The sequence below is a fragment of the Thalassospira sp. genome (assembly GCF_040218635.1).
Taxonomy (GTDB): domain Bacteria; phylum Pseudomonadota; class Alphaproteobacteria; order Rhodospirillales; family Thalassospiraceae; genus Thalassospira.
This window is the reverse complement of record NZ_JAVJRB010000013.1, coordinates 75,460-99,954: the sequence shown is the minus strand read 5'-3', so window position 1 is coordinate 99,954 and position 24,495 is coordinate 75,460. Positions and strand designations below refer to the sequence as shown.

The 24,495-nt window shown below is 53.1% G+C and carries 24 protein-coding genes; 8 read left to right on the top strand and 16 right to left on the bottom strand.

The features are described from left to right. Positions 1-44 precede the first annotated feature (44 nt). The 3 genes from RIC05_RS19630 to RIC05_RS19620 form a co-directional block, all read right to left on the bottom strand. Positions 45-887, bottom strand: coding sequence for a universal stress protein (locus tag RIC05_RS19630; RefSeq protein ID WP_350047100.1), 843 nt, complete (start codon positions 885-887; stop codon positions 45-47). Between the two features lie 159 nt (positions 888-1,046). After that, positions 1,047-1,625 carry a hypothetical protein gene (locus RIC05_RS19625; protein WP_350047099.1) on the bottom strand — a complete coding sequence of 193 codons (579 nt, stop codon included), beginning with the start codon at positions 1,623-1,625 and terminating at the stop codon, positions 1,047-1,049. Positions 1,626-1,815: 190 nt separating this feature from the next. Beyond that, entirely contained in the window at positions 1,816-2,685 is an 870-nt protein-coding gene (locus RIC05_RS19620) for a LysR family transcriptional regulator (RefSeq protein WP_350047098.1), read from the bottom strand. Positions 2,686-2,798: 113 nt separating this feature from the next. Between RIC05_RS19620 and RIC05_RS19615 the strand changes: the two genes are divergently transcribed. Together RIC05_RS19615 and RIC05_RS19610 are read left to right on the top strand one after the other, a co-directional pair. Further along, complete coding sequence (locus RIC05_RS19615) at positions 2,799-3,170, top strand: VOC family protein (RefSeq protein WP_350043875.1); 372 nt, start codon at positions 2,799-2,801, stop codon at positions 3,168-3,170. Between the two features lie 70 nt (positions 3,171-3,240). After that, positions 3,241-3,945: a glutathione S-transferase family protein gene (locus RIC05_RS19610; protein ID WP_350047097.1), complete on the top strand. Its 705-nt coding sequence runs from the start codon at positions 3,241-3,243 to the stop codon at positions 3,943-3,945. Positions 3,946-4,048: 103 nt separating this feature from the next. Here the strand turns inward: RIC05_RS19610 and RIC05_RS19605 are convergent, their stop codons facing one another. Continuing rightward, entirely contained in the window at positions 4,049-4,738 is a 690-nt protein-coding gene (locus RIC05_RS19605) for an orotate phosphoribosyltransferase (RefSeq protein WP_350043873.1), read from the bottom strand. 257 nt (positions 4,739-4,995) lie between these two features. Here RIC05_RS19605 and RIC05_RS19600 point away from each other — a divergent pair, with 257 nt between their 5' ends. From RIC05_RS19600 to RIC05_RS19590, 3 genes are all read left to right on the top strand, one after another. Further along, on the top strand, positions 4,996-5,283 hold the full coding sequence (locus RIC05_RS19600) for a helix-turn-helix domain-containing protein (RefSeq protein WP_350043872.1): 288 nt from the start codon (positions 4,996-4,998) through the stop codon (positions 5,281-5,283). A 78-nt stretch (positions 5,284-5,361) separates the two neighbouring features. Further along, positions 5,362-7,068 (top strand): SulP family inorganic anion transporter, encoded by a 1,707-nt coding sequence (locus tag RIC05_RS19595; RefSeq protein WP_350047096.1) that lies wholly within the window; start codon positions 5,362-5,364, stop codon positions 7,066-7,068. Between the two features lie 163 nt (positions 7,069-7,231). Continuing rightward, positions 7,232-8,017 (top strand): enoyl-CoA hydratase/isomerase family protein, encoded by a 786-nt coding sequence (locus RIC05_RS19590; RefSeq protein ID WP_350047095.1) that lies wholly within the window; start codon positions 7,232-7,234, stop codon positions 8,015-8,017. Positions 8,018-8,050: 33 nt separating this feature from the next. Here RIC05_RS19590 and RIC05_RS19585 read toward each other — a convergent pair whose 3' ends face one another. The 7 genes from RIC05_RS19585 to RIC05_RS19555 all read right to left on the bottom strand — a co-directional run bounded on the left by RIC05_RS19585 (position 8,051) and on the right by RIC05_RS19555 (position 17,056). Further along, on the bottom strand, positions 8,051-8,572 hold the full coding sequence (locus tag RIC05_RS19585) for a DinB family protein (protein WP_350047094.1): 522 nt from the start codon (positions 8,570-8,572) through the stop codon (positions 8,051-8,053). Between the two features lie 31 nt (positions 8,573-8,603). Continuing rightward, positions 8,604-9,881 (bottom strand): multidrug effflux MFS transporter, encoded by a 1,278-nt coding sequence (locus RIC05_RS19580; protein ID WP_350047093.1) that lies wholly within the window; start codon positions 9,879-9,881, stop codon positions 8,604-8,606. A 359-nt stretch (positions 9,882-10,240) separates the two neighbouring features. Next, positions 10,241-11,650, bottom strand: a complete 1,410-nt coding sequence (locus tag RIC05_RS19575; RefSeq protein ID WP_350047092.1) for a TRAP transporter large permease — start codon at positions 11,648-11,650, stop codon at positions 10,241-10,243. A 20-nt stretch (positions 11,651-11,670) separates the two neighbouring features. Then, positions 11,671-12,192, bottom strand: a complete 522-nt coding sequence (locus RIC05_RS19570; protein ID WP_350043866.1) for a TRAP transporter small permease — start codon at positions 12,190-12,192, stop codon at positions 11,671-11,673. Positions 12,193-12,295: 103 nt separating this feature from the next. Continuing rightward, positions 12,296-13,285: a TRAP transporter substrate-binding protein gene (locus RIC05_RS19565; RefSeq protein ID WP_350047091.1), complete on the bottom strand. Its 990-nt coding sequence runs from the start codon at positions 13,283-13,285 to the stop codon at positions 12,296-12,298. 314 nt (positions 13,286-13,599) lie between these two features. After that, on the bottom strand, positions 13,600-14,949 hold the full coding sequence (locus RIC05_RS19560) for a sigma-54-dependent transcriptional regulator (protein ID WP_350047090.1): 1,350 nt from the start codon (positions 14,947-14,949) through the stop codon (positions 13,600-13,602). 28 nt (positions 14,950-14,977) lie between these two features. Beyond that, entirely contained in the window at positions 14,978-17,056 is a 2,079-nt protein-coding gene (locus RIC05_RS19555; protein WP_350047089.1) for a sensor histidine kinase, read from the bottom strand. Between the two features lie 219 nt (positions 17,057-17,275). On the opposite strand from RIC05_RS19555, the gene RIC05_RS19550 reads away from it, so the two are divergent. Next, entirely contained in the window at positions 17,276-18,283 is a 1,008-nt protein-coding gene (locus tag RIC05_RS19550) for a mitochondrial fission ELM1 family protein (protein WP_350047088.1), read from the top strand. A 65-nt stretch (positions 18,284-18,348) separates the two neighbouring features. Continuing rightward, complete coding sequence (locus RIC05_RS19545) at positions 18,349-19,299, top strand: EamA family transporter (protein WP_350047087.1); 951 nt, start codon at positions 18,349-18,351, stop codon at positions 19,297-19,299. Here the strand turns inward: RIC05_RS19545 and hemN are convergent. The 4 genes from hemN to RIC05_RS19525 all read right to left on the bottom strand — a co-directional run bounded on the left by hemN (position 19,296) and on the right by RIC05_RS19525 (position 22,399). After that, on the bottom strand, positions 19,296-20,651 hold the full coding sequence (gene hemN / locus RIC05_RS19540; RefSeq protein WP_350047086.1) for an oxygen-independent coproporphyrinogen III oxidase: 1,356 nt from the start codon (positions 20,649-20,651) through the stop codon (positions 19,296-19,298). The two genes, RIC05_RS19545 and hemN, sit on opposite strands and share 4 nt — an antisense overlap. 70 nt (positions 20,652-20,721) lie before the next feature. Continuing rightward, positions 20,722-21,078 (bottom strand): DUF3088 domain-containing protein, encoded by a 357-nt coding sequence (locus RIC05_RS19535; RefSeq protein ID WP_350047085.1) that lies wholly within the window; start codon positions 21,076-21,078, stop codon positions 20,722-20,724. A 36-nt stretch (positions 21,079-21,114) separates the two neighbouring features. Then, positions 21,115-21,543 (bottom strand): HIT domain-containing protein, encoded by a 429-nt coding sequence (locus tag RIC05_RS19530; RefSeq protein ID WP_350047084.1) that lies wholly within the window; start codon positions 21,541-21,543, stop codon positions 21,115-21,117. A gap of 166 nt (positions 21,544-21,709) precedes the next feature. After that, the gene (locus tag RIC05_RS19525) at positions 21,710-22,399 is read right to left on the bottom strand and encodes an FMN-dependent NADH-azoreductase (RefSeq protein WP_350047083.1); all 690 of its coding nucleotides are present in this window, start codon (positions 22,397-22,399) and stop codon (positions 21,710-21,712) included. Between the two features lie 123 nt (positions 22,400-22,522). Between RIC05_RS19525 and gcvA the strand changes: the two genes are divergently transcribed. Then, positions 22,523-23,419 carry a transcriptional regulator GcvA gene (gene gcvA, locus RIC05_RS19520; protein WP_350047082.1) on the top strand — a complete coding sequence of 299 codons (897 nt, stop codon included), beginning with the start codon at positions 22,523-22,525 and terminating at the stop codon, positions 23,417-23,419. Here gcvA and RIC05_RS19515 read toward each other — a convergent pair. Then, the gene (locus tag RIC05_RS19515; RefSeq protein ID WP_350047081.1) at positions 23,379-24,419 is read right to left on the bottom strand and encodes an NAD-dependent epimerase/dehydratase family protein; all 1,041 of its coding nucleotides are present in this window, start codon (positions 24,417-24,419) and stop codon (positions 23,379-23,381) included. The genes gcvA and RIC05_RS19515 overlap by 41 nt on opposite strands. Positions 24,420-24,495 lie beyond the last annotated feature (76 nt).

The window sequence follows — 24,495 nt, the reverse complement described above, 5'->3', positions numbered from 1 at the left end:
TATCGTTTGGCGGAACAGGAACGTCGGGGAAGCGGGGGCTGACCTTAGTGCGACATCAGGACCGGAACGGTCATGTGACGCAAAAGGTGATAGGTGACACCGCCCATCATCAATTCGCGCAGGCGCGGGCGGCCATAGGCACCGCAGACAATCAAATCGATGCTTTCATCGGCCGCACGCGATAACAGAAGATCACCAACACTGATGCCCGATGCATTCATGGTTTCCTTGTGGACCTTGATGCCGTGGCGGCCAAGTCGCTCTGCGATATCGACACCGGGAACCGGAAGGGTATCACGGGCGCCCTTGTTGGGATCCGCACAGAGAACCAGTGCGGATTTCGCATTTTCAAGGAACGACATGCTGTCATTCACCGCACGAACGGCTTCGCGGTACGGTTTCCATGCAACCATGACCCGATCACCGATGGTGTCGAATTTCCCGACATAAGGTACAACCAGAACCGGAGCACCTGATGTCAGAATGACTTTATCGGGCATTTCAGAGGCCGAGCACGGATCGACGCTATCTGGGTTGTACTGCCCCATAACGGTCAGATCATGATGACGGGCATACATCGCAGCCGTTTCGGCAATTTCCGATACCGCGCAGGAAGTTTGGTTCCAACTGAATGCGATGCCTGCTTCCTTGCAGGTGCTTTCGAAATCAGTTCGGGCCGATTGTGCGGTTTCGGCCATGGCTTCGCGTTGCTGTGCCATGACTTCTTCGGTGATCTGGACTTCCATGAAACGCGGAATTTCGGGATAGGGCAAAAGAAACAGGCCGGTCAGGTGGGCGTTTTGGGCCTTGGCAACTTTCAATGCAACCGAAAGACGTTCTTTACATGCGGGGGATGTGTCGATGTGAACAAGAATATCGCGATACATAACCGATCTCCGTTTGGTAAGACGCCTGACGCGGGACCGTGCAGCAAGTGCAAAATATTGTCGGCCACGACGTCAGGAAACAACGATAGATCAGCGGGAGGATGGTTTCTTTGCTCTATCTCAAATTGTGAAGATTATTTGCTCGGCATTGTCTGGGCCCTAGCCATCGGACCCCGGTTGGGTCATCGGAATGAGTTTTTCCATTTCCGGTGTTTCCGTGTTGCCAGCCGGTGCGGGCATGTCGGATTTCATCGGATCATCCATGCCATTGGTCGGCATCGGGGGTGTGTTTGACGGGCTGCTCATCGGGGACATCATGGCATCGCCTGCCACCATTGACAGAGTTTTGTGCAACTGTTGGGAAAGGGTGCTCCAATTGGTTTGAAGCGTATTGCACGCGGCTTCATCGCCGCTTTGAACACAGCGTTGCGCCATACGATCAAGGATGCCAAGCGCAATCCGGGCTTCATCAATCTGCTGTTGCTGCATCTGATCAAGCGCCTTTTGTTTGGGGTCTTCCATCATCACCAGATTGTCGTTCTGTGTGGTGTTGGCGCCCGCAGCTGTTGTGCTTGCGGTTTTCGCCGCAGTGCCATTGGATGGCCCGCCCCACGGGGTGACGATGGTGCTGCCGGAATTGGTTGCTGTAACCGGGGCTTCTTGTTGGACAGCGCAGGCCGAAAGTACGCCCGTCAGTGCAATCATCGCCAGACATTTGGCCGTCTTGTGCATGGACATATGTTGCTCCTTGAACCATTGGGCATCCGCGCCGTGGTCACGTGATCTTGTTGTCCCGGAAACCTGTCATAATCGGTGCTATGACTTTGCTTTTGTTTGCGAACATATTGAACCGACTTATCGTTCCTGTCCAGAAAAGGCAGGATGACAATTACCCGCCCACCATAAATATTGCTGTCGTCGCGTTGAATTACACGGCCTGTGAAAGGCGTGGATCAGATCGAAGCGATTTACTGATCCATCGCATGGACTGTTTAATCCGTTCGATATGGCGAAGATCAGGATGGGTTAAAACCCATAATTTGTTCGACGCAATGTCGTTTAAGGGTGCAAGGAGCTTTAGGCCCGGTATGGCAAGATCGGTTGGCAAGCACGCCAGGCCATTTCCGGCACGTGCCAGATGGGCCATTGCCACCAGATCATCGCACTGATGCTGCTTTGTTTCGCTACACCGCGTTTCAAGCCATTTGAAAACCGGATGGCTGTGTAATGTTCCACAAGCACCAATAAAGGTGCTTGAAAACAAGGTACTTAGATCATCAGTGGCCGCATCACTTTCGGTACCATAGATGCCCCAGCTTAAGGTGCGGACTTCTTGGCCGACCAGATGTTCCGGCGGGTTTTGTGCGACCCGGATGGCAATATCGGCGTAGCGTTGGGTCATGTTGAATTCCTGATTGCTTGTCATGAGTTCAAGCTGAATGTCAGGGTATTCGATATGAAAACGGGCAAAATAGTCGGGTAACAGGAAATATGAAAAACTTGTCGGCGCGGTAATGCGCACCAGCCCGCTCGGCGACTGGTCGCGCCCGGAAACTTTGGCATCAATTGTATCAAAGCTGTTCATGATCTGCCGGGCTGGCGACATCATTTCCACACCGGCATCGGTCAATTGATATTGCCCGCGCACCCGATCAAATAATCGGCTTCCGGTTTCTTTTTCCAATGCATGGATATGCCTGAAAACGGTGGTGGTGCTGATGCGCAATTTTTGTGATGCGCTGTCGAGTGATCCGGTCTCGGCGATTGCGAGAAAGGATTTCACATAATTCCAATCCATTTCAGAGTATTCCAAATTTGCAATCTTATGTTTCAAAGTTGCCTATTCATTGCAAATTTGCAACCCGCTATCTCTGTCTCTTCGAGGTTGGGATTTAGAGATGAGAGGTTTTTATGATTGGTTATACATCGCTTGGAACGAACAATCTGGATCAGTCCGGGGCATTCTATGACGCGCTGTTTGGATGCCTGGGCATCGGACGCGTGATGGAAGTGAAAGACTTTATTGTCTGGGGCAAGGATTTCGCATCGCCCTGTTTTTCCATTCATATCCCGTTTGATGGCAAGGCCGCATCGGTTGGCAATGGCACCATGATTGCGGTGCGCGGGGAATCTCGCCAACAGGTGGATGATGTCTATGACAAGGCGCTTTCGCTTGGCGGATCATCTGAAGGAGCACCCGGACCGCGCAATGATGACGGGTTTTATGCCGCATATTTCCGCGATCTAGATGGCAACAAGCTCAACATTCATTTTATGGGCTGATCGCGTGGTAAAGCACCCGGTTTCAGTGAGGCCGGGCGCTTTTGAATTCCCCAAAGTCAGAGGATGTTTCATGTACCCGCATTTTCGCTTGGTCGGGCATCGCTTGTGCCCCTATGTCCAGCGCGTTTCAATGGTGATGGCAGCACGTTCGATCCCCCATGAACGTGTTGATATTTTGCTAGATCAAAAGCCCGACTGGTTGCTTGAGATAAGTCCGACCGGCAAAGTGCCTGTCTTGGTGGTGGATCATAAAAGGGTTCTGTTTGAGGCTGCGGCGATTTGTGAATATCTCGACGATTTGTCGGGCAAAAACCTTTTCCCGTCCGATCCCTATGCACGGGGAGTGCATCGAAGTCTAATTGCCATTGGCGAGGAGATATTGGCACTGACCGCAAGGTTGATTTATCAGGATATGACAGAAGAACAGGTTGATCTGACGATGCATCAACTGACCGGAAAACTGGAATTGATTGCACGACAACACGAGGCGGGCGCAGCACCGTCCGATGGCCCCTTGATGCTGTTGGATTTTGTCTTTGCCACCATCTTCAGACCGTTTGCATTATTTGCAATCGCCCTTAACCGGGATTTGTTTGCGGGTATGGAGAACCTTCGCGGCTGGTCGGTCAGGCTATCAGAACATGAGGTCGTTCAGAACGCCGTGCCGCGCAGTTATCAGGCTGAAATGCAGAAGTTCATTGCAGACAAAAAGGGATATTTGTCGCATCGGATCGGGATGTTGCCTTCTGTCCATTTGGTGGCATCCGGCAACTGAACTGATGGTAAAATCGGTTTGGTGAAGCCGGACCAGCACGCATAAAAAACGCCCGCTGACTTTTCAGCGGGCGTTTTTATGATCTTTCCAGACTGGCGCAAGATTAGTCGTGCTTGCCGCCATTGGCCTTGGACCATGCAATCGGGTCGTTCAGGAAAGAACGCACACCTTCGATGGCATCCTTGCTGAAATATTCGCCTTCTTCGGCAACGGCCAGAACATCGGCCCAGGTTGCGAGATAATGCATTTCGATATCGTCCTTGCGCAATTCGTCAAGCGCACCTTCGAAGATGTCATAGAAGAAGACAACAAAGGCGTGTTTGCATTCTGCACCGGCTTCGCGGATGGCATTGACGAAATTGACTTTCGATGCGCCATCGGTTGCCAGATCTTCGACCAGAAGAACGCGCTGACCTTCGTGGATGTCGCCTTCGATGCGGGCTTTGCGGCCAAAGCCTTTTGGCTTTTTGCGGACATATTGCATCGGCAGGTCAAGCACATCGGCCAACCATGCGGAATAAGGGATACCGGCCGTTTCACCACCGGCAACCGCATCAAATGCTTCGTACCCGGCGGCGTCAGATACCTGACGGGCGGCAAGTTCGATGACCTTACGACGTGCACGCGGGAATGAAATCAGTTTACGGCAGTCAATATAGACTGGGCTGGCCCAGCCGGATGTCAGAATATAAGCTTCTTCCGGGCGGAAATTAACCGCTCCGATATCGAGCAAAATCTTGGCAACGGTTTTGGCAGCATAAGAACAATGCGCGGTCGGCTTGTCGTTGGTCATGGCGGCTTTACCTTTCCGGATCGAATATTTGCGCACCTCTTAACGCTTTCTGCCCAAAAGCGCAAAGAAAAGCCGCTGACCATTTGGTCAGGTTTGTAGCTGTGGCGTGGCCAAAACGAGAATGAGTAAAGAATGGGAGCAGCGCAAATTGTGAAATGCTGTTTCAAAGCATCACCAATGATATCTGAGGTATCATAATTGCTGTTTCAGATGCGTTTTGGTAGGCTTCTGTTAGGTTCCAATAAAGGGTTCGCTTTATGATTACCGCAGGACAAATGCGCGCGGCGCGTGCATTGCTGGGTATTGATCAGAAAACACTGGCTGAAATGGCCGGGGTTTCGGTGCCGACCATCCAGCGAATGGAGTCCAGCAAGGGCAATGTGCGCGGTGTGGTCGATACGCTGGCCAAAGTGGTTGAGGCACTTGACCGTGCCGGGATCGAGTTGATCGGGGATAACGTGCCAAGCATCGCGACTGGTCGTGGTGTGCGCTTGAAGGAACCAGAAATACGACCCGCCCAAGATACCGGGCCGGGCGAAGAATAAACCGCAACATCATTTGCGACGGAGACCGCCGACGCTTGCCGACGATCCCGCCGCCTTTTCACAAGGCCGCCGGACAGAATGAAAATTGAAACGACCAAAACCAAACCGGTTTCCGATCCCGGATATGTTGATCTTTTTACCCCGAAATTTATCACTGTCCTGCGCGAGGGATATGGGGTTGCGCAATTGCGGGCGGATGCCATTGCCGGACTGACGGTGGCGATTGTCGCCCTGCCGCTTTCCATGGCGATTGCGATTGCATCGGGACTATCCCCGGCGCAGGGCCTTTATACTGCGGTCGTCGGGGGCATTCTGGTGTCGCTGCTTGGCGGCAGCCGGTTTCAGATCGGCGGACCGGCAGGGGCCTTTATCGTTTTGGTGGCTGGTACGGTGCAGATGCACGGCATCGACGGGCTGATTATCGCGACGATTATGTCGGGCTTTATCCTGATGGCAATTGGTGGGCTTAAACTTGGTACGTATATAAAGTTCATTCCCTATCCGGTGACGGTTGGCTTTACCGCAGGCATCGCCGTGATCATTTTTTCCAGTCAGGTCAAAGATCTGTTGGGATTGACCTTGTCTGGTCCTGAACCGGGACCGTTACTGGATAAGCTGCCAATGATTTGGGCTGCTCTTCCCGGTGTCGACCCGGTTACGGTAATGCTTTCGGGCGCGACAATCGTCGTGATTGTCGGGTTGAAACGGCTTAGGCCACATTGGCCCGGTATGTTGATCGCCGTCGCAGGAACTGCGACGGTGACGGCTGTGTTTAGCTTGCCGGTATCAACGATCGGAACTGTGTTTGGCGGTATCCCAAGCGAATTTCCGGTTCCGGTGTTGCCGGCGTTTTCATTGACCAAGGTCCAGGCGGTTATCCCCAATGCGATTGCCTTTGCGTTGCTTGGTGCGATTGAATCGCTGTTGTCTGCTGTCGTGGCCGATGGCATGACCGGACGGCGTCACCGTTCCAACTGCGAGTTGGTGGCACAGGGAGTCGCCAATATCGCATCGGGATTGTTTGGCGGAATGTGTGTTACTGGCACGATTGCGCGAACAGCGACCAATATTCGCGCAGGAGCACATGGACCCGTCGCCGGGATCCTGCATGCATTGTTTTTGCTGATGTTCATTCTCATTGCTGCACCACTGGCAAGTTTCATTCCGCTGGCCTGTCTGGCCGGGGTGCTGGCTGTTGTTGCGTGGAACATGATCGAAAAACATGCCTTTGCCACCCTTTTGCGGGCCTCGCGCGGGGATGCAGCGGTTCTTTTGGTGACGTTCCTTCTGACGATATTCCGTGATCTGATGGAAGCCATCGTGGTTGGTTTTGCGTTGGGCGCGGTGCTGTTTATCCAGCGGATGTCAAAAACCACCGCCATTGCCAGTCATACCCCGTTCGTTGTTGAAGATCAGGCGGACCGGGAGGGCGCAGCGCAAGCATTGTCTGGTATCGGTCCTGTGACAGATCCCGATATTATGGTTTACCGGATTTCGGGCGTGTTCTTTTTCGGGGCGGCAGCGTCGATCAAGTCGGTGCTGGAACAGATTTCGGATACCCATCGTGCTTTGATCATTGATTTTGCAGCGGTGCCGTTTCTTGACTCAACGGCGGCGAACACCTTGGCAAGTCTGGCGCAAAAGTCCAAAGAGCGCGGTGTGCAGGTCATCTTGACCGGAACATCTCATGATGTCCGGCGCGAACTGTTTGTTCACGGTATCAAACCGCCACTGGTGCATTACGAACAAACGATTGAAAAGGCTGTGAGAAGGGTAAGGGCGTGATCTTTTGGGGGCTGCAAGGTGGCGGATTGTTTCCTTGCGGCGATTTGAAAGATGATCCCGGTGTGTCAGGCATTGGCAAAACCGGCATTTGGGTTTATTCGGTATAGCAATACCAAATTAAATGTTGTCCAAAACCACCATTCGAAGCCCCAAAGGAAATGTCATGTCTGAGCAAACCGGATTGAACGTCACTGTGGCTGATCGCATTGCGACAATCACCATTTGTCAGCCAGATCGGAAAAATGCCCTGACGAAACCGATGTGGGGGACGTTGGCAAGCATCGCGCAGAAATTGTCTGATGATATCGATCTGCGCTGTGTGGTCATTCGCGGTGGCGAGGGCGTCGGGTTTGGCGCCGGGGCAGACATCCATGAATTTGTCCGTGAACGTGCCGGATTTGAAAAGGCGCGTGATTACGGGATGCTCCATGCCGAAGCATTGCAAACCATCCAGAACTGTACCCATCCGGTGATTGCAGCGATTGACGGGCCGTGTATGGGGGCGTCTTTTGTCTTGGCATCGGCATGCGATCTGCGCATTGCGGCCGATAACGCCAAATTTGCTGTGCCGCCGATGAAGCTTGGCGCGACGCTTGGCTATCCTGAACTGGAAATCATGCTTGATTTACTGGGCGAGGCGGCTTTGTTTGAAATCTTGCTGGAAGGGCAGGTTTTTGATGCGGAACGCGCACGGGAAATCGGCTTTGTCGCCCGGCATGTGCCGCTGGCTGATTTTGACGCCGAAGTTAGCAAAACCGCAGGCCGGATTGCCGGTGGTGCGCCGATTACGCAGCGCCTGCACAAGAAAATGATCAATCGCCTGCGCCAGGGGGGGGCGATTGATGCGCGTGAGTTTGATGAAGGCTACCGTGCCTTTGACAGTGCCGATTTCAAGGAAGGCTACACCGCGTTCCTTGAAAAACGCAAAGCTGTCTTTGTCGGCAAATAATCCCGCTATTTCGAACCGGGATTAAAGCGGCACTTAGACTTTTAACGGCAATGGCAGATCGGGCGTCAAGGGGACGTCCGTGATGCCGTAATCAAGGCCCATTTTGTGCAATTCACTGGTGATTTGCGATCTGTGATGGGTTTGATGATTAAACAGCTGCATCAGGAACAATTGGCGCGGCAGTTTGCGGATCACGCCATCCAGTCCCTGTAATTCGCGGACTTCATCCTGCCAGCCGTGATCTTTTGCATCTACAAACGCGGCAATTTCATCATCCATTGCGCTGCGGCGGGCTTTCAGGGTTGCGAAATCGTCTGCAACGATGGTGGAGGCGTCATACGCCCCGGCCTGACCGGTTTGCAGAATGCCAAGGATGCGCAGATCAATGTAAAGCAGATGGTTCAGCGTGTTGTGGATGGACCCGAAAAACATATTGCGGTCCAAACGCCGTTCGTCATCGCCAATTTGTTCGCACAGCTCGAACAGAACGCCATTTTGCCAACTGTTATAGGCCGCCATGCAGCGGCCATAATCGTTGAAATTCATCTTTGCCATTTGGGCGATCCTTCCGTTCTGATTTGATATCTTATTTGGTGGCGTGTCGTGCGGTTTGTTCACGGAGTTCCGATGCGATGTCTGTCGGTTTTGCTTCGGCAACGAAGTGCACCATCGCATTGGCAAAAATCCCGAATCCCAGCATCGAAATTGTCACGGGTAGCAAAGTACCATCATGGAAATGGCCAATGACCATCCCGGCAACCGCCCCCGTGGCAAACTGAATGGTGCCCATCAATGCGGTTGCTGTCCCGCCGATATGGGGGAAATACTGCATAAAGGATGCCGTGGCATTGGGTGCTGTCAAGCCAATCATGCCGACTGAAAACATGATCAGCGGTACAACACTATAAAGGCTTGGCTCAAACACATTGATGGCAAGAAACAAACCGATGACAGCGCACAGCTGAATACCCACTCCGATTTTAAGAATCTGGTGCAATTCCATGCGCCGTAACAGCGGGTTGTTCAGGCGATTGCACAAAACAATGATGGCGATATTCGCGCCGAACAAATACGGGAATTGCGACGGTGCGACGCCAAAAAAGTCGATATACATAAACGGGCTGTCGGTCAGAAAACTGAACATCACAGCGCTGGCCCCGGTATGGGTCAGCATAAAGCCAACCGCCTTTCGGGTGCGCAGGACTTCAAGATAGGTCCACCAGACACGTCTGGCCGGTCCGGCATATCTGGGTCGGAGTTTGGTCGTTTCGGGCATCTTGAAGCCGACAATCACCAGCATGACGCTGCCATAAACGACCAGAAGCACAAAGATCGCCTGCCAGTTAAACCAGACCAAAAGAATGGATCCGACCGTGGGGGCGGCAAGCGGGGCGATCATCATGATCACGGCAATAAGCGCGAACATGCGCGCGGCTTCCTTGCCGTCATAAAGATCACGCACCGACGCCCCGACCACAACAAGGGCAAAACCACCGCCAATCGCCTGAATGAACCGCATAACATTGAGTGCGGTTGCACTTTCTACACCGGTAATGATCGCACTTGTGATGATGTAAATGACAAGCCCGACCATGGCGACAGGGCGACGGCCAATGCGATCCGATAGTGGCCCGCCAATCAATTGACCAAAGGCAAAGCCGATCAAAAACGTGCTAATGGAAACTTCGACCGCATGGGTCGGTGTGCCAAAATCGGCGGCCATTGCCGGGATCGCAGGCAGATAGGTGTCAATTGCAAACGGGGCGGTTGCAATCAATGCTGCCAGCAAAATGGCCAGACGTTTTGAATCCGGTGCAGTTTGTGGCCCACTATCTGGCGATGTATTCGGGGTCTTCAAGGCCATAGGTTTGCGTTCCGTTTCATTGGTGGCAGGTGGGGCGCTTATCCAACGATGTTCAGTGCAGAACACGAAACCTGCTTGCCAAAGGGTGGGCGCACATTACCGCATTCGAATTTGAACGGGGAAAACAGCATTGGCAATCATGGCGGCATCGGTCCTGACACCCGGAACGTGCAAACGACGTCGCATCGTGTGGTAGCAACCTGAAACGATTCAAGAAACCCTATTATCCACAAAATTTATGGATCTTCCAATCGTCTAAACAAGATCACGGGTATAGCTGCTATGCAGTCAAAAAGAAAACGGGCGGCATTGTGTGAAATGCCGCCCGCTTCAAAATGTCTTAACCGTGCCAAACCCGATTAGTGGGTCATGATCCGTTCTGGCCCCATCAGGGTTGTCGGAAGCCAGGTCGATATCGCCGGAACATAGGTGACGATAATCAGGAAGCCCAAAAGGATCATGAGCCATGGCAAGGCAGCCTTGACCACCTTGAGCAACGGCATGCCCGTAATCCCGGATGTCACAAACAGGTTCAGTCCGACAGGCGGGGTAATCATGCCGATTTCCATATTGACCACCATGATGATGCCCAGATGGATCGGATCAATGCCCAGCTGCATGGCAATCGGAAACAGGATCGGTGCCATGATCAGAAGGATCGCCGACGGTTCCATGAAGTTACCGGCAATCAACAGAACAATATTGACGACAATCAGGAAACCCCAGACCGGAAGACCCCAGCCAATGATGGTTTCAGCAATGGTATGAGGAATGCGTTCGGAGGTCAGAACATGGGCGAACAACATCGCATTGGCGATGATGAACATCAGCATGATCGTGACTTTGCCCGCTTCAAGAAGGACATGACGCACGTCCTTGTCAAACGGCACCAACGCCAACGCCTTACCCATTTTCGGCACGTTATGCGCAATCAGGCTACCAATGCCTGTATTACCGTTTTCCGGGGCCCAGGATTGTTCCTTGATCGGGCCCATGTCGCGGTAAAACAGCACGGACACAAACATGGCATAGAAGGCCGCAACAGCAGCAGCTTCGGTCGGTGTGAAGACACCGCCATAAATGCCTCCCATGATCAGAACAACCAGCAAAAGCCCGCCGGATGCCGAAAACAGCGCACCACCCCATTCGCCAAGTGTCGGGCGGGGCTGGCTTGGCAGTTTTTTGATGCGTGCGACGATATAGATCGCAATCATCAACATCAGGCCAACCATGATGCCCGGAATGACCCCGGCCAGGAACATGCGGCCAACCGAAACCTCGGTCGCGGCGGCATAGACCACCATCACGATGGATGGCGGGATCAGGATGCCAAGTGTACCGGCATTACAGATCACACCCGCAGCAAAGCTTTGCGGATAGCCCGCACGCACCATACCGGCAATGACGATGGAGCCGATGGCAACCACGGTCGCCGGACTTGACCCGGAAACAGCGGCAAACAGCATACAGGCCAGAACCGATGCCATGGCAAGGCCACCGGGGAACCAGCCAACCGTATCAATGGCAAAGCGGATCAGGCGTCGTGCAACGCCCCCGGTCGACAGGAATGCCGATGCGAGAATGAAGTAAGGAATGGCAAGAAGGGTGTAGTGTTCCATCCCGCCAAAAAGTTTTTCTGCCAAGGTGGCAAGGCTGTCATCGCCAAACATCAAGATGGTGGCCAGTGACGATACACCAAGCGAAATGGCAATCGGTGCGCCCAGTGCCATCATGCCGAACAGCAGGATAAACAGGAATGCGATAGTCATTTATATGTCCCCCGTCCGGCTTATGAATTTGGCTTTGACGTGCTGGCGGAAGTATCGCCATCGGCCGCTGCTGCGGTGCCAGCCTGTTTCAGCTGATCAATCGCTTCGCGGGCTTCGTCTGCCAGATTAAAGCCAACCTGTTGGCCGGTAATGATGCGCCAGCCGACCTGTCCCAGACGAAATGCCAGCAACCCGGCACCGACAGGCATGATCAGATAGACGAACCACAGCATGACCGGGCTGTCTTCGGCTTCCATTTCAAGCATGTGGTTGAAGCTGACCAGTTCCCAGCCGCCAATGATCAACCAGCTTGAATACAGAAGTCCGGCCGCAACAACGAACAGGCCAATGACGCGCTGAACCTTGTCGGGGAACAGTCGGACAAGGGCATCCACCCCGATATGCGATCCAACCTTGACCCCATAGGACATGCCAAACAGGATCAGCCAGGCAAACAGAAATTCAGTCGTTTCCATTGCCCAGGTCAGACCAGAACTGAAAACGTAGCGCATGACGACATTTACAAAGGTAAGCGTGGTCATGGAGGCGAGCAGGAGGGCTATAAAGCCCTCCTCCAGCCGGTTAACGACCGTTGAGATCATTTTGAACGGCCCTTTTCCGATGATGTTGGGAAAAAAGTACGGATCAGTTGCACGCTGCTGCGGCGTCGATGACGTCCTGGCCGATATCGCCAGAAAACTCATCCCAGACCGGCTTCATTGCAGACTGCCATTTGGTGAAATCGCCATCGGCAAGCTGCAGGACTTCGGTTTCGCCCGAATCAATCACGGCCTGACGCTGTTCGGTGGTAAGTTCTGCTGACAGATTGTTGCCGTACTCGGTGGCTTCATTCATTGCCTGGGTCAGACCGGCACGGATTTCAGGATCCAGACCGTCCCACCATTTGGTCGAGGTCACGACCATGTAATCAAGAACACCGTGGTTGGATTCCGTGATGTAGTCCTGAACTTCAAAGAATTTCTTCGAATAGATGTTCGACCAGGTGTTTTCCTGACCATCAACAACGCCGGTCTGAAGGGCCGAATAGGTTTCCGAGAAAGCCATTTTCTGCGGAACCGCATCGATGGCTTCAAACTGGGCTGCGATCACGTCAGATGACTGAATACGGAATTTCTGACCCGCGGCATCTTCAGGTGCGCGCAGCGGCTTGTTTGCCGAAAGCTGTTTCAAGCCATTGTGCCAATACCCAACGCCGGTAAGGCCTTTGGGTGCCATGGCATTGAGCAATTCCTGACCTTTTTCACCATCCTGGAAGCAGCCAACAGCGTCCATGTCCTTGAACAGGAACGGAAGATCATAGACCTGAAGTTTTTTGGTCCATTTGCCGAATTTCGCAAGCGACGGTGCGCCGAACTGAACATCACCACGCAGGATGGCGGCAAGAACCTTGTCGTCATCAAACAGCTGAGAGTTCGGATAGATTTCAACGACAACTTTGTCGCCGAGGATTTCTTCGGCACGTTTTTTAAAATATTCCGCGCCCTGACCCTTTGGGGTGTTCGGTGCGACAACATGTGCAAACTTGATGACTTCCTGCGCGGATGCCGCGTGGGTGCCCATAAGAGCTGCTGCGGCAACGCCTGCTGCGAGGATATGCTTGGTGATAGGACGCATCAAAATGTCTCCCTTTTTGATATCTGCGTTTTCCCGATAGCGCGCCATTTGGTGGCGTCGTTCTAAACGCCGTTTGGCGCTGGGCCTCTATCAGCAAGGCGTGGGCCAGTTTCCTGAATGTGTGAAATATCTTTGTTAATCAGCTAGTTGAGTAGATTTCAGAGGTGCCGCAATGCAGCATAATTTGCTGTTTTGTTGGGCTTTTCACACACAATATTTCGCGCGATGTGTGGTGTTCCGCACAGGGCTTTGGGATAGGTTTTTGATATGGGTAAAGAAAAACCCGCCTAGTTGGCGGGTTCATTCCGGGGTCATCATCTGGACTGGCGAAACTCGGCAGGTGTGATGTCGTATTTGGTCAGCTTGTCGTAAAACGTTTTGCGCGGAACACCCAATGCGCTGACCGTTGCGGTGACATTACCGCCATGTTCGCGCAACGCTTCAATAATCAGGCCTTTTTCAAATGCCTCGACCTGTTGGGGCAGGGATGATGTGCTTTGCCCGGCACTGTCATTTCCGCTTGCCAAGGGGTCAAGGCCAAGGGCACGGCGTTCAGCGGCATTGCGCAATTCACGGACATTTCCCGGCCAGTCATGGGCATTGAACTGCGCCATTTCAGCCGCGGTAACGGGATTTACAGTCCGTTCGAACCGTTTGGCAGCATCGCGGGTGAAATATTCCAGCAAAAGCGGAATGTCATCCTTGCGGTCACGAAGTGGTGGAATGTGAAGCTGCACGACATTCAGGCGATAATACAAATCTTCGCGAAATTCACCGCGCGAAGATGCGTTGCGCAGATCGACCTTGGTGGCGGCAACCACACGCAAATCAATCGGTTGCAACCGGTTGGAGCCCAGCCGTTCAAGGGCACGTTCCTGTAAAACCCGCAAAAGCTTGATCTGCAATGCCAGGGGCATGCTTTCGATTTCATCAAGGAAAATCGTGCCTTTATCGGCAAATTCAAACTTGCCGATGCGTTTATGATCCGCCCCGGTAAAGGCGCCAGCTTCGTGGCCAAACAGTTCGGATTCAATCAGATGTTCGGGCATGCCGCCGCAATTGACCGCAACAAACGGGCCTGCGCGCCCGGACATCGCATGCAGATTGCGCGCAATGACTTCTTTGCCAGATCCGGTTTCGCCGTTGATCAGAACATGCGCATTGGTGCTGGCGATATTGCCAATCAATGTGCGGAGTTTTTCCATCGCCGGGTTACGGCCGATAAAGTCCGATGCGTTTTTGGTATGGCGGGCCAGTTCGATTTTCAGCGTGCGGTTTTCAAGGATAAGCTTGCGGTGGCTCATCGCGCGTTTGGTGATATCGATGAAAAGATCGGGATCGAACGGCTTTTCAATGAAATCAAATGCACCGTCATGCATTGCCTTTACGGCCGTTGCCACATCACCATGGCCGGTGATCATGACCACGGGCATTTCGGCATCGATTTTTCTGACTTCGGTGAGGAATTCCAGCCCGTCCATTTTCGGCATGCGAATGTCCGAAACCACAACACCGGACCATCCTTTGCGCAGGCGGGTCAGGGCCGACGGGGCATCTGCAAAGACTTCGACATGGATATCGGCAAGTTCAAGTGTTTGCTGTGCGGCTTCTCGCACATCTGCATCATCGTCAACAAACAGGACGCAATCGGCACTCATTGACACGGGCTATTCCTTTGACCCTGAAGACGGATCAGGTATGGGGAATTTCGTGCCCGGTCCGATCCGTTATTTCTTCTGCCTTGGCAGGATATTTGTTCCCGGTTTTAGCAGCCTCAACCGTTGCCGTCGAGATGCTGTTTTCCGCAGCCGGTTCATCCATGCCATCATGGCGAAGTTCAACGATAAAAGATGATCCGCGATTTGGGCGGTTTTCCGCACGAATGGTGCCGCCGAAGCTTCGGATAATGCCGTAACAGATCGACAGACCCAAACCCAGCCCATCGCCAAACGGTTTGGTGGTGAAGAACGGATCAAACAGCTTGGGCAGGTTTTCCGGCAGGATGCCATGCCCGTTATCCTTGACCTTCACAAGCAACCTGTCTTCGCGTTCGCTGATCGTGATTTCGATTTTCGCATCGTCAATGTTCTGACAGGCATCTACGGCATTGCTGATCAGGTTGGTAAAGACCTGTATCAGTTGGTTGGCTTCGGCAATGACGGGTTTGATATTGTCATCATGGTTCATGACGATATTGGTGACACCGGCCCGGCCGGTTTCAAGCACCAGATCAATTGCCGTTTGCATTTGCTTGGGCACATCGACCGGTTGGTTATCCTGTTCAGGACGGCGGGAAAATGTTTTCAGATTATTGGTGATCCGCCCCATGCGATCGGTCAGTTCGGAAATGCGCTGTAAATTGCGGTTGGCCGTATCGCTGTTGCCACGTGCAATGAATTTCAGGGCATTTTCAGCATAGCTTCGAATGGCGGTTAGGGGTTGGTTGATCTCATGGGCGATGCCCGCCGACATTTGGCCAAGGGCTGCAAGTTTACTGGTCTGGATCAATTCCGATTGTGCGGTTCGCAAGGCATTTTCGGTACGTGACCGTTCATTGATTTCCTGGGCAAGGCGTAAGTTCGTGCTCATGAGATCAGCCGTGCGCAAGCGGACCTGACGTTCAAGTTCGCGCTGTGACCAGTCGCGGATTTCAAGTTGTTCAAGCATCGCGCGCCGACGCTGCAAAATGATAAAGACCAGTCCGGTGAAAATGATATGCGCCGCACCGCCCATCAGACCGGCACTTAACACCGATTGATCCAGTGTCGACTTGTCGGTCAGCAAAAACATCCGCCATCCTTGGGCGGGAAGGGCGCTGCTGGTGACCAGATAGGTCGACTTGTTGGCTTCTGCCTTGGCCCGTTCTGTGCCATTGGATGTCTGCGGTCGGGCGTTTAAAGGCGTGACATTTCCGTCATCGGCCCGTTCGCTGAGGTTCCGGGACGGAACGCCAAGGGTCAGGGTGCCAAGATCGCCGTCTTCGGGCCAATTGCCTGCCAGCAGCGGCATGGGATCAAGAGGATAATCGCCGTATTTGCGCGATGCGATCAGGCGCGGGCGGTCTTTGGCGGGCAGGCCGCCCAGATCGCGGAAACGCCAGTCCGAGTGGGATGCAATGATAACGATGCCATTTTGATCGGTGACCAGAATGCTTTCGCTGCCACGCGCCCATCGTTGTACCAGTGTTTCAAGATGGGTTTTCACAACCACGGCACCTTGAAATTCGCTGCCATCGGGCCGCACAGGGTGGGAGATGTAATATCCCGGAACGTTCGATGTGATCCCGAAGGCAAAATAATGGCCGGTCTGGCCGGCGCGGGCCTGTTCGAAATAGGGGCGGAAGGAAAAATTACGCCCGATAAAGGATGCCTGACTGTTCCAGTTGCTTGCCGCGATGGTGGTACCGCTTTTATCCATGAAATAGATGTCGGATGCGCCGCTATCGGCAGCAAGTTTTTCCAGATAGATGTTTACCGCCGCCGCATTGGCCGGGTTGGCATAAAGCGCCAGATCAAGGATGCGTTTGTCAGATGCGAGCGTGATTGGCAGATATTCGTGTTCCTTGATCGCACCTTGGAGGTTTGAACGATACAGTTCGAGCTTGTTGCGCCCGTCATCGGTGATCTCGACCAGTTTGGCGTCGCGCCAGAATTCTGTCACCAGCCAGACCGTAACCGGCAAAAGTGCCAGTAATGCACAAAGGACAATCCGAGATGTTCTTTTAACCGAAACCGATGTGCCGAGCATTTTTATCCACGCTTGAAAACCCATTCATACCCACCCTAAAGAATAGGTAATGCGGCGCGATTAAATTACAAATTGGTTTCATTGCCCAGCCCCAATTTCACAACTAAGGTCTGATGCTTGATAAACCCTTATTCAAGCTGTACCTATCAAGGATAAAGACGATTGCTGTTGGCGTGAATTCCGGTCGTGATCAGATGGGATCACCGCCCGGAAACAATAATCAAATCAAGAAAGTTGCCTTGAATGAGCGAGCAAGACACGCATCTGATCTGGGTTCTGGCAGACGACCGCGCCGGGAATATCAATCAGGCAATCGGTGTCGCCGAAGCATTGGCACAACCCTTCAAACGGGTTGATATCGGCTATACAAAATTTGCGCGTCTTCCCAACATCATCCGCAGAGCAACCTTGATTGGCGTTGATATGGCGTCGCGTGCACGCTTGGCCGCACCTTGGCCTGACCTTGTGATTGCTGCAGGCCGCCGAACGGCACCCATTGCCCGATGGATCAAAACGCAAAGCCGCGGTCACACCCGGATTTGTCAAATCATGCGCCCTGACAGTGGTGAGCGCATGTTTGATCTGATCGCGGTTCCCGCTCATGATGGTATGACGCTTCGTGAAAACATCGTTGAAATCCCCGGCGCACCGCATCGGGTGACCGAAACCCGTTTGTTGGTTGAGGCCGATAAATGGCGTCCGCATTTTAAAGGTCTTCCGGGGCCAAGATTTTCCGTGATCATTGGCGGAAGTACCAAAAAAACGACCTTCACAAAGGACATGGCCAAAGAACTGATTGCCAAGGTGATTGACGCTGCGCGTGCGGTTGACGGAAGTCTTCTTGTCACCACCAGCCGCCGGACAGGTGCCGAAAACGAAGAACTGATCGCCGAACAATTGGGCGCATCTGGCGTGCCCTATCATTTGCATGACTGGATGTCGACGGACGAGAACCCTTATTTTGGCTATCTTGCATTGGCCGATATTTTGGTTGTGACCGGGGATTCCGTTTCGATGTGTTGCGAGGCCGCAGCCGCACCGGGGGGTGTCTATATCTATGCGCCAGATGGTCTGGCAAATGATCGCCATAAAAAGCTTCATCAGTCGCTTTATGAAGGCGGATATGCCCGCCCGATGCAGGTCGATAGCGAACTTGTCCCATTCAAGCATCCATCTTTGCAACCTGCGCGCCTTGTTGCGCAGCGGTGTCTTGAATTGCTAAGCGCCCCGGTCCACAGCGACGATGCTTAACTTCTTGTTTTATATTGGCTGTTGAAGTCTATTGGGCCTGCCCCAACTAATCAGGATGAACTTCTGTGTCCGCCACCAAATCACTTCATAGCCAGGTTCTGTCCCCAACAGCACCACCCCTGTTTCCACGCCAGATTGCGGTAATGATCCTGGCCCTTGTTGCCTGCTGTTTTGCGGGAAACCACGTTGCGGCCCGGCTTGCCTTTGAAAACGGGACGGGCTTGTTGTTGGCCGTTTTGTGTCGATCTGGGGTGGCTTTGTTGATTCTGATCTCGATTGTCACGTTACAGCGTCATTCCATACGTTTGCCCAAACGCATAGGGCGGTGGCAATTGCTGCTTGGTTTAATGATCACGATCCAAAGTCTGTGTCTTTATTCCGCTGTTGCGCGCGTTCCCGTGGCATTGGCATTGCTAACGGCCAACACATTTCCAATCATGCTGGCCCTTTTGACATGGGCGCTGGGTGGTCGGCGGCCGACATTGAAATCGTCGGCCTTGATGTTGTTCATCCTGTTTGGCCTTGTTCTGGCGCTTGATTTGCCGGGCATTCTTGGCGGCGAGGTTGCGGTAACTGCGACATGGTGGCTTGGCATTGCCTTTGCCCTGACTGCTGCACTGGCACTTTCGGTTGCGTTCTGGGTGACGGATCACAAACTGGCGGCATTGAACGGATCGGTGCGATCCATGTTCACCATGGTCGTTGTCTTCATTGCCATGGTCATTGCGGGTTTTGGTGATGTTCTGCCCGGCGGGATGGCATTTCCGCAGGCCACGCAAGGCTGGATCGGCCTTGGGGTGCTGGTGGTGCTCTATGGCGGTGCGTTTTCGGTTTTGTTCATCACCGTACCGCGACTTGATATGGCGCGGAATGCGTCGGTGATGAACATGGAACCGATTGCGACCTTGCTGTTTGGCTGGGTCATTCTGGGTCAAATGATCAGCCCGATCCAGATGGTCGGTGGGTTGGTTGTCATCAGCGGGATTGTCATTCTGACCTTGCGCAAGTCGGCCTAAACTGCCTGCGAATGACGCCCGTGTTCCGGGTCAAGATAGGTGTCAAAGGCCGCACAAACAGCCCGGACCAAAGGTCGGCCCAATTCGGTCAGGATAATGTTGTCGCCGTTAACTTTGGCGATGTCATCAACATGCATTGCCCGGATGCGATCAATTTCGGGGGCAAAGCGATCGGCAGATGTTCCGTGCTCCGCACAGATTTTACCAAGATCAACCGCAAGATTGCACATCAGTTCATTGATAATGGAACGGCGCAGAATGTCATCGGATGAAACTGCAACGCCTTTTTCAATCGCGCACGTGCCGGTTTCAACGCTGCGCTGCCAGCGGGCCAACGCCGGATCATTCTGGGCATAGCCCTGCGGCAGGGATGAGATGGCCGATGGGCCGAAACCGATCAGGGCTTCGGCACGGTCGGTGGTGTATCCTTGAAAATTCCGATGCAGCAGCCCGTTTTTAAGGGCGAGTGCCATGCTGTCATCGCGATGGGCAAAATGATCGAGCCCGACGGCGACATATCCCAGTTTGGCAAGGCGGTTCTGGATTTCCTCATATTGTGCCCAGCGTTCTTGCGTGTCGGGCAGGGCTTCGGTCGGGATCAGCTGCTGATGCTTTTTCATCCATGGCACATGGGCATAGCCAAATACCGACAAGCGGTCAGGACACAGGGCGACTGTTTGGTCGACGGTTTTCTGCAGGGTTTCGACAGTTTGAAACGGCAGACCATATATCAGATCAACATTGATGCCACGAATACCGCGATCACGCAGCTTGGCAATAACATCGCGGACCAGATCAAAGCTTTGAATGCGATTAACCGCCGTCTGGACGTTTTCATTGAAGTCCTGAATGCCGATGCTCGCACGGGTAAAACCGCATTCGATCATGGCATCGATCAAGTCATCCGTTGTCGTGCGCGGGTCCATTTCAATGGCAAGTTCAGCATCGTCAAGAATGTCCAGACGCGTGCGAATGGCGGCCATGATTGCGCGCAGATCATCAGGTTTGAGAATGGTCGGGCTGCCGCCGCCAAAATGAATATGGGAAACGCTAAATCGCTTATCGCCCGGTAATTTGCCAAGCGTATTTTCAATCTCGTCCAGCAGGGCTGCGACATAGGTGCTGATTGGTTTGTAATGCTTGGTGATTTTGGTGTTGCATCCGCAGAACCAGCACATTTCTTCGCAATATGGGACATGCAGATATAGCGAAAGTGGCTGCTTTGGATCGAGTTCGCCCAGCCATCCTTCGAACACCTTGCCATCGACCCCGGCGTGAAAATGCGGGGCAGTGGGGTAGCTTGTGTAACGCGGAAGTCGAAGATCGTATTTTTCGTAAAGCGCAAGCTGCATGACGGATATCCCGAATGATTCGTTCTATCCGTCTTTTGCATTATTCCAGTTCGGATCTCCTTGATGTGCGTCAAGGATGCGGAACGGGAAATCCGTGACGGTCACTCAGCGCCTGTAAGATTGCGTCCTTGTCATCGACAAAGGCATGACCGTTTACGATGCCGGTCTGAAGCGGGGATGTTTCACCCGATTTCAGGATCATGACCGGAAGCGATTGATGATCTTCGCCAAGTAATTCGATGATTTCTGTGCGGGGGCGTGGCCAAGTGATATGGCGAATATCCAGTGCGCTCTTAAGATCCGGGAAGGACGCAAGAACCCCGTCAATCAAAGCACAGTGCCAGCAATAAAACCGCTGACCGGGCCATGCGGGATCTTCGAAATCTGGTTTAAGCAAAAAGATCGTATCACGTTCGAAATCGGGCATGGGGCAGTGCCTTTTTCTGGGGACGGGATCTGAAAACTACAGATGCTTAAAGGCCGAAATGAGATCAGCGCGTAAAGTCGCAAGACGATCACGCCCGGCGTCTTCTTCATAAGGCTCAGCCGTGCCAACACCCCAAACCGGGCCGGGCCATGCCGGGTCATCTTTGAACCGGCCAACCACATGGCAATGGAGTTGCGGCACCATATTGCCCAACATCGCGACATTGGTTTTATGGGCATCAAAACGGCGTTTGATGACCTTGGAAACAGCGGCGGTCTCATTGCCAAGGATTGCGCGATCCTCGGTGCTGAGATCGTCGTAATCCACAAGATCGGGCCGTTTTGGCACAAGGATCAACCAAGGATACCGCGCATCATTCATCAGCAACACATGCGAAAGCGGGCCATCAGTGACCAATGTGGTGTCGGCTGCAAGCTGGGGATGAAGGGTAAAGGCGTGGTTCATCTGTATCCTCGTTCGTGATCGCATCGGGATGGACGTTATATCCTGTCGTCCTCCATATGTCTTGCCTTGCCAGCAAAGATATCACCAGATTTCGGACTCGGCGGGAAAGGGCGTGAGCCTTCCCGCCGGATCGACCCGCATGTCGGATAAAATCTGCGGATCTGGCTTACGCCGGGATCAGGGCATTGTGCTTTGCCATGATCTTGTCGACCAGTTCGGAAACCGTTTCTTCGGCATCCCGGATTGACTGGTTCAGGCGATCATCGCCGAACTCGTCATATTCGATGGCGGCAGTGTATTGATCGGTAATCCCGATATAGTGTAGCGGGCTTAAAACGCCACCTTCGACATGGTTCAAATGCGCAACGCGGCCGTTCGGGTCATATCCAAAATCCCCGCGTGCGGAAAGAACGACAACCGATTTGTTGCCTGTTACCAACGGCCAGTACGGGACGTTGCCAAGTGATCGGTCAAAGCCAAAAGTACGTCCGACACGGACGATATTATCAATCCAAGCTTTCATCTGTGCAGGCATTCCGAAATTATACATCGGCACACCGGCAACAATGACATCTGCGCGCAAAAGTTCATCGACCAGCGCATCACTTTCGGCAAGGGCGTCTCGCATCCAGTCTTCGCGCTCTTCGGGTTTGGTGAAGGCTGCATGCACCCATTGCCCGGTAACAGGGGCAGGTGGTGTCAAGCCGACATCACGGTAAATGATCTCGTCATTCGGGCGTTTTGCCCGCCAGAGTTCGATGAATTTTGCGCTGAGCCGCCGGCTGTGGGAACCATGTGCTTGCTGGCCCGATTGCCCGCTTCTGGCGCTGCTGTCGATATGAAGGATGTTGGTCATGATGTGCTCCAATCGATGAATTCAGTTCATCTTTGTGTTTGTGCTATGCCCAACAATTGAAGCATCATATGCTGCATGACAAACGCGAATTCCTCATCATCAAGATGAATCAGGATCATCTACATGTCTTTGCCGCCACTTGCCACACTGCGCGCCTTTGAGGCCGCCGCACGTCATCAGAGTTTTAAAAAGGCGGCAGCGGAAATCGGTGTGACGCCGACCGCGATCAGTCATCAGATGCGGTTGCTTGAAGACACACTTGGCGTACGCCTGTTTGATCGCAAACCCAGACAGGTGATTCTCACACCGGCCGGACAGGAACTGTACCCGGTATTACGCGACGGTTTTGCATCCTTTGCCACGGCAATTGATCGCGTTCAGCAGCGTAAGGTTCGAAAAAGCCTGACTGTATCGGTATTGCCGTCCTTTGCGGGGAAATGGCTGTTGCCCAGACTTGCCGGGTTTCAGGCGATCTATCCCGATATTCATCTGCGTTTGCACACATCAACCGAGATTGTTGATCTTGCCAGCGGCGTTGCGGATGCTGCCATACGCTATGGACGCGGGCATTATCCCGGACTGGAAACACAAACCCTGTTTTGGGAACATTACATCCCGGTATGCAGCCCGACCCTTGGAATTGTGGAGGTTGAAGACCTTCAGGATGCGACATTGCTGCATCTTGAATGGTTGAATGTTGATGAGGTGACCCCGACATGGGAACGTTGGGCAATGGTTGCGGGGGTGCAAAACCTGAACCTGTCGGGCGGGATTAGTTTTACCGATGATACACTTGCCATTCAGGCCGCCATTGCCGGACAGGGCATTGTTCTGGCCAGCCGTGAAATGGTCGTGGCTGAACTCAAAAGCGGGCTTCTGGTTCAGCCATTCGGACCAGAACTTAAAGGGCATGGGTATCATCTTTTGCATGCCGCGCAGGGCAACCATTGGGCTGAAGTCGCGGCATTTGGCAACTGGATCAGGGCAGAGATTGAACAGCTGCCAGCGACGGCACCGTAAATTCCGATCCTGAAACAGCGTTGATGATTGGATCAATACAGCCAAGCCCGGCAAGTGTGGTTTTTACGGCAAGATCCAGATCGGTTTTGGGTTCGACCCCAAGAACCGCAGTCAGTTTCGCGTTATCCATTCTGACCGGTTTCTGCCAAAGATAGCGGACTTCCGATGCTTCGCGGCAAAAGACCGAAACAGGACGCAGCAGGTTAATGATGCCCCATGGGAGTTGTCGGGCTGTAATTTTCGGGTTTCCAACCGCCTTGCGAATGGCCGCAATCATCTGCATCCCGTCATGATCCCAATGCCCGTCCATGTGAAAGCGGGCAAACGGTTCCATGACATCATCATGGTCAAGAAGCCGCACCATTGTTTCAGCGACATCGGGCAGATAGGCCCATTGGTGACCTGTCTTTCTTTTGCCGGGATATGTAATGGCTTTTACCGGTTTGCCGGGTTTAACCAGACATTGCGAAAACCAGTTGTTTCCGGCATTGGCACCAAAATAGTCACCCGCACGGACAATCAATGCTTTTGCCCCCAATCGTGTTGCTTCTTCGATGCGGCTTTCCATTTCCTTGCGGATCGCACCTTTGCGGGTTTCGGGATTTTGCGGGCTGTCTTCTGACGGGGTGTCGAGTACATCCGGCCCGAAATTGTAAATCGTTCCGGGCAATACAATTCGGGCCTTGTTGACGATGGCCGCGCGAATGGTGTTGTCGAGCATCGGCATTGCAAGCTGTTGCCAGTTACGATAGCCCGGCGGATTGACCGCATGGACAATGACGTTTACCCCGCGACTGGCGTTCAAAACATCATTCGATGACATTGCATCGCCCTTACGCCAGTCAATCTGATTGTCGGGGTAAAGGGGATGGTCGGTCGAAATGTTGCGTACCAGTGCGCGCACGTTCCAGCCATGTTTTAGCAGGCTGCTTGTTACTTCACTGCCAATGCCGCCATTTGCGCCGATAACCAATGCGGTTCTGGTTTCTGATCTGGTCATTTGTCAATTCTCCTGTGGTGATGACAGGCGAAGGATAAGCAGCGATAGAGTAAAACAACATTCTATAAAACCGTTT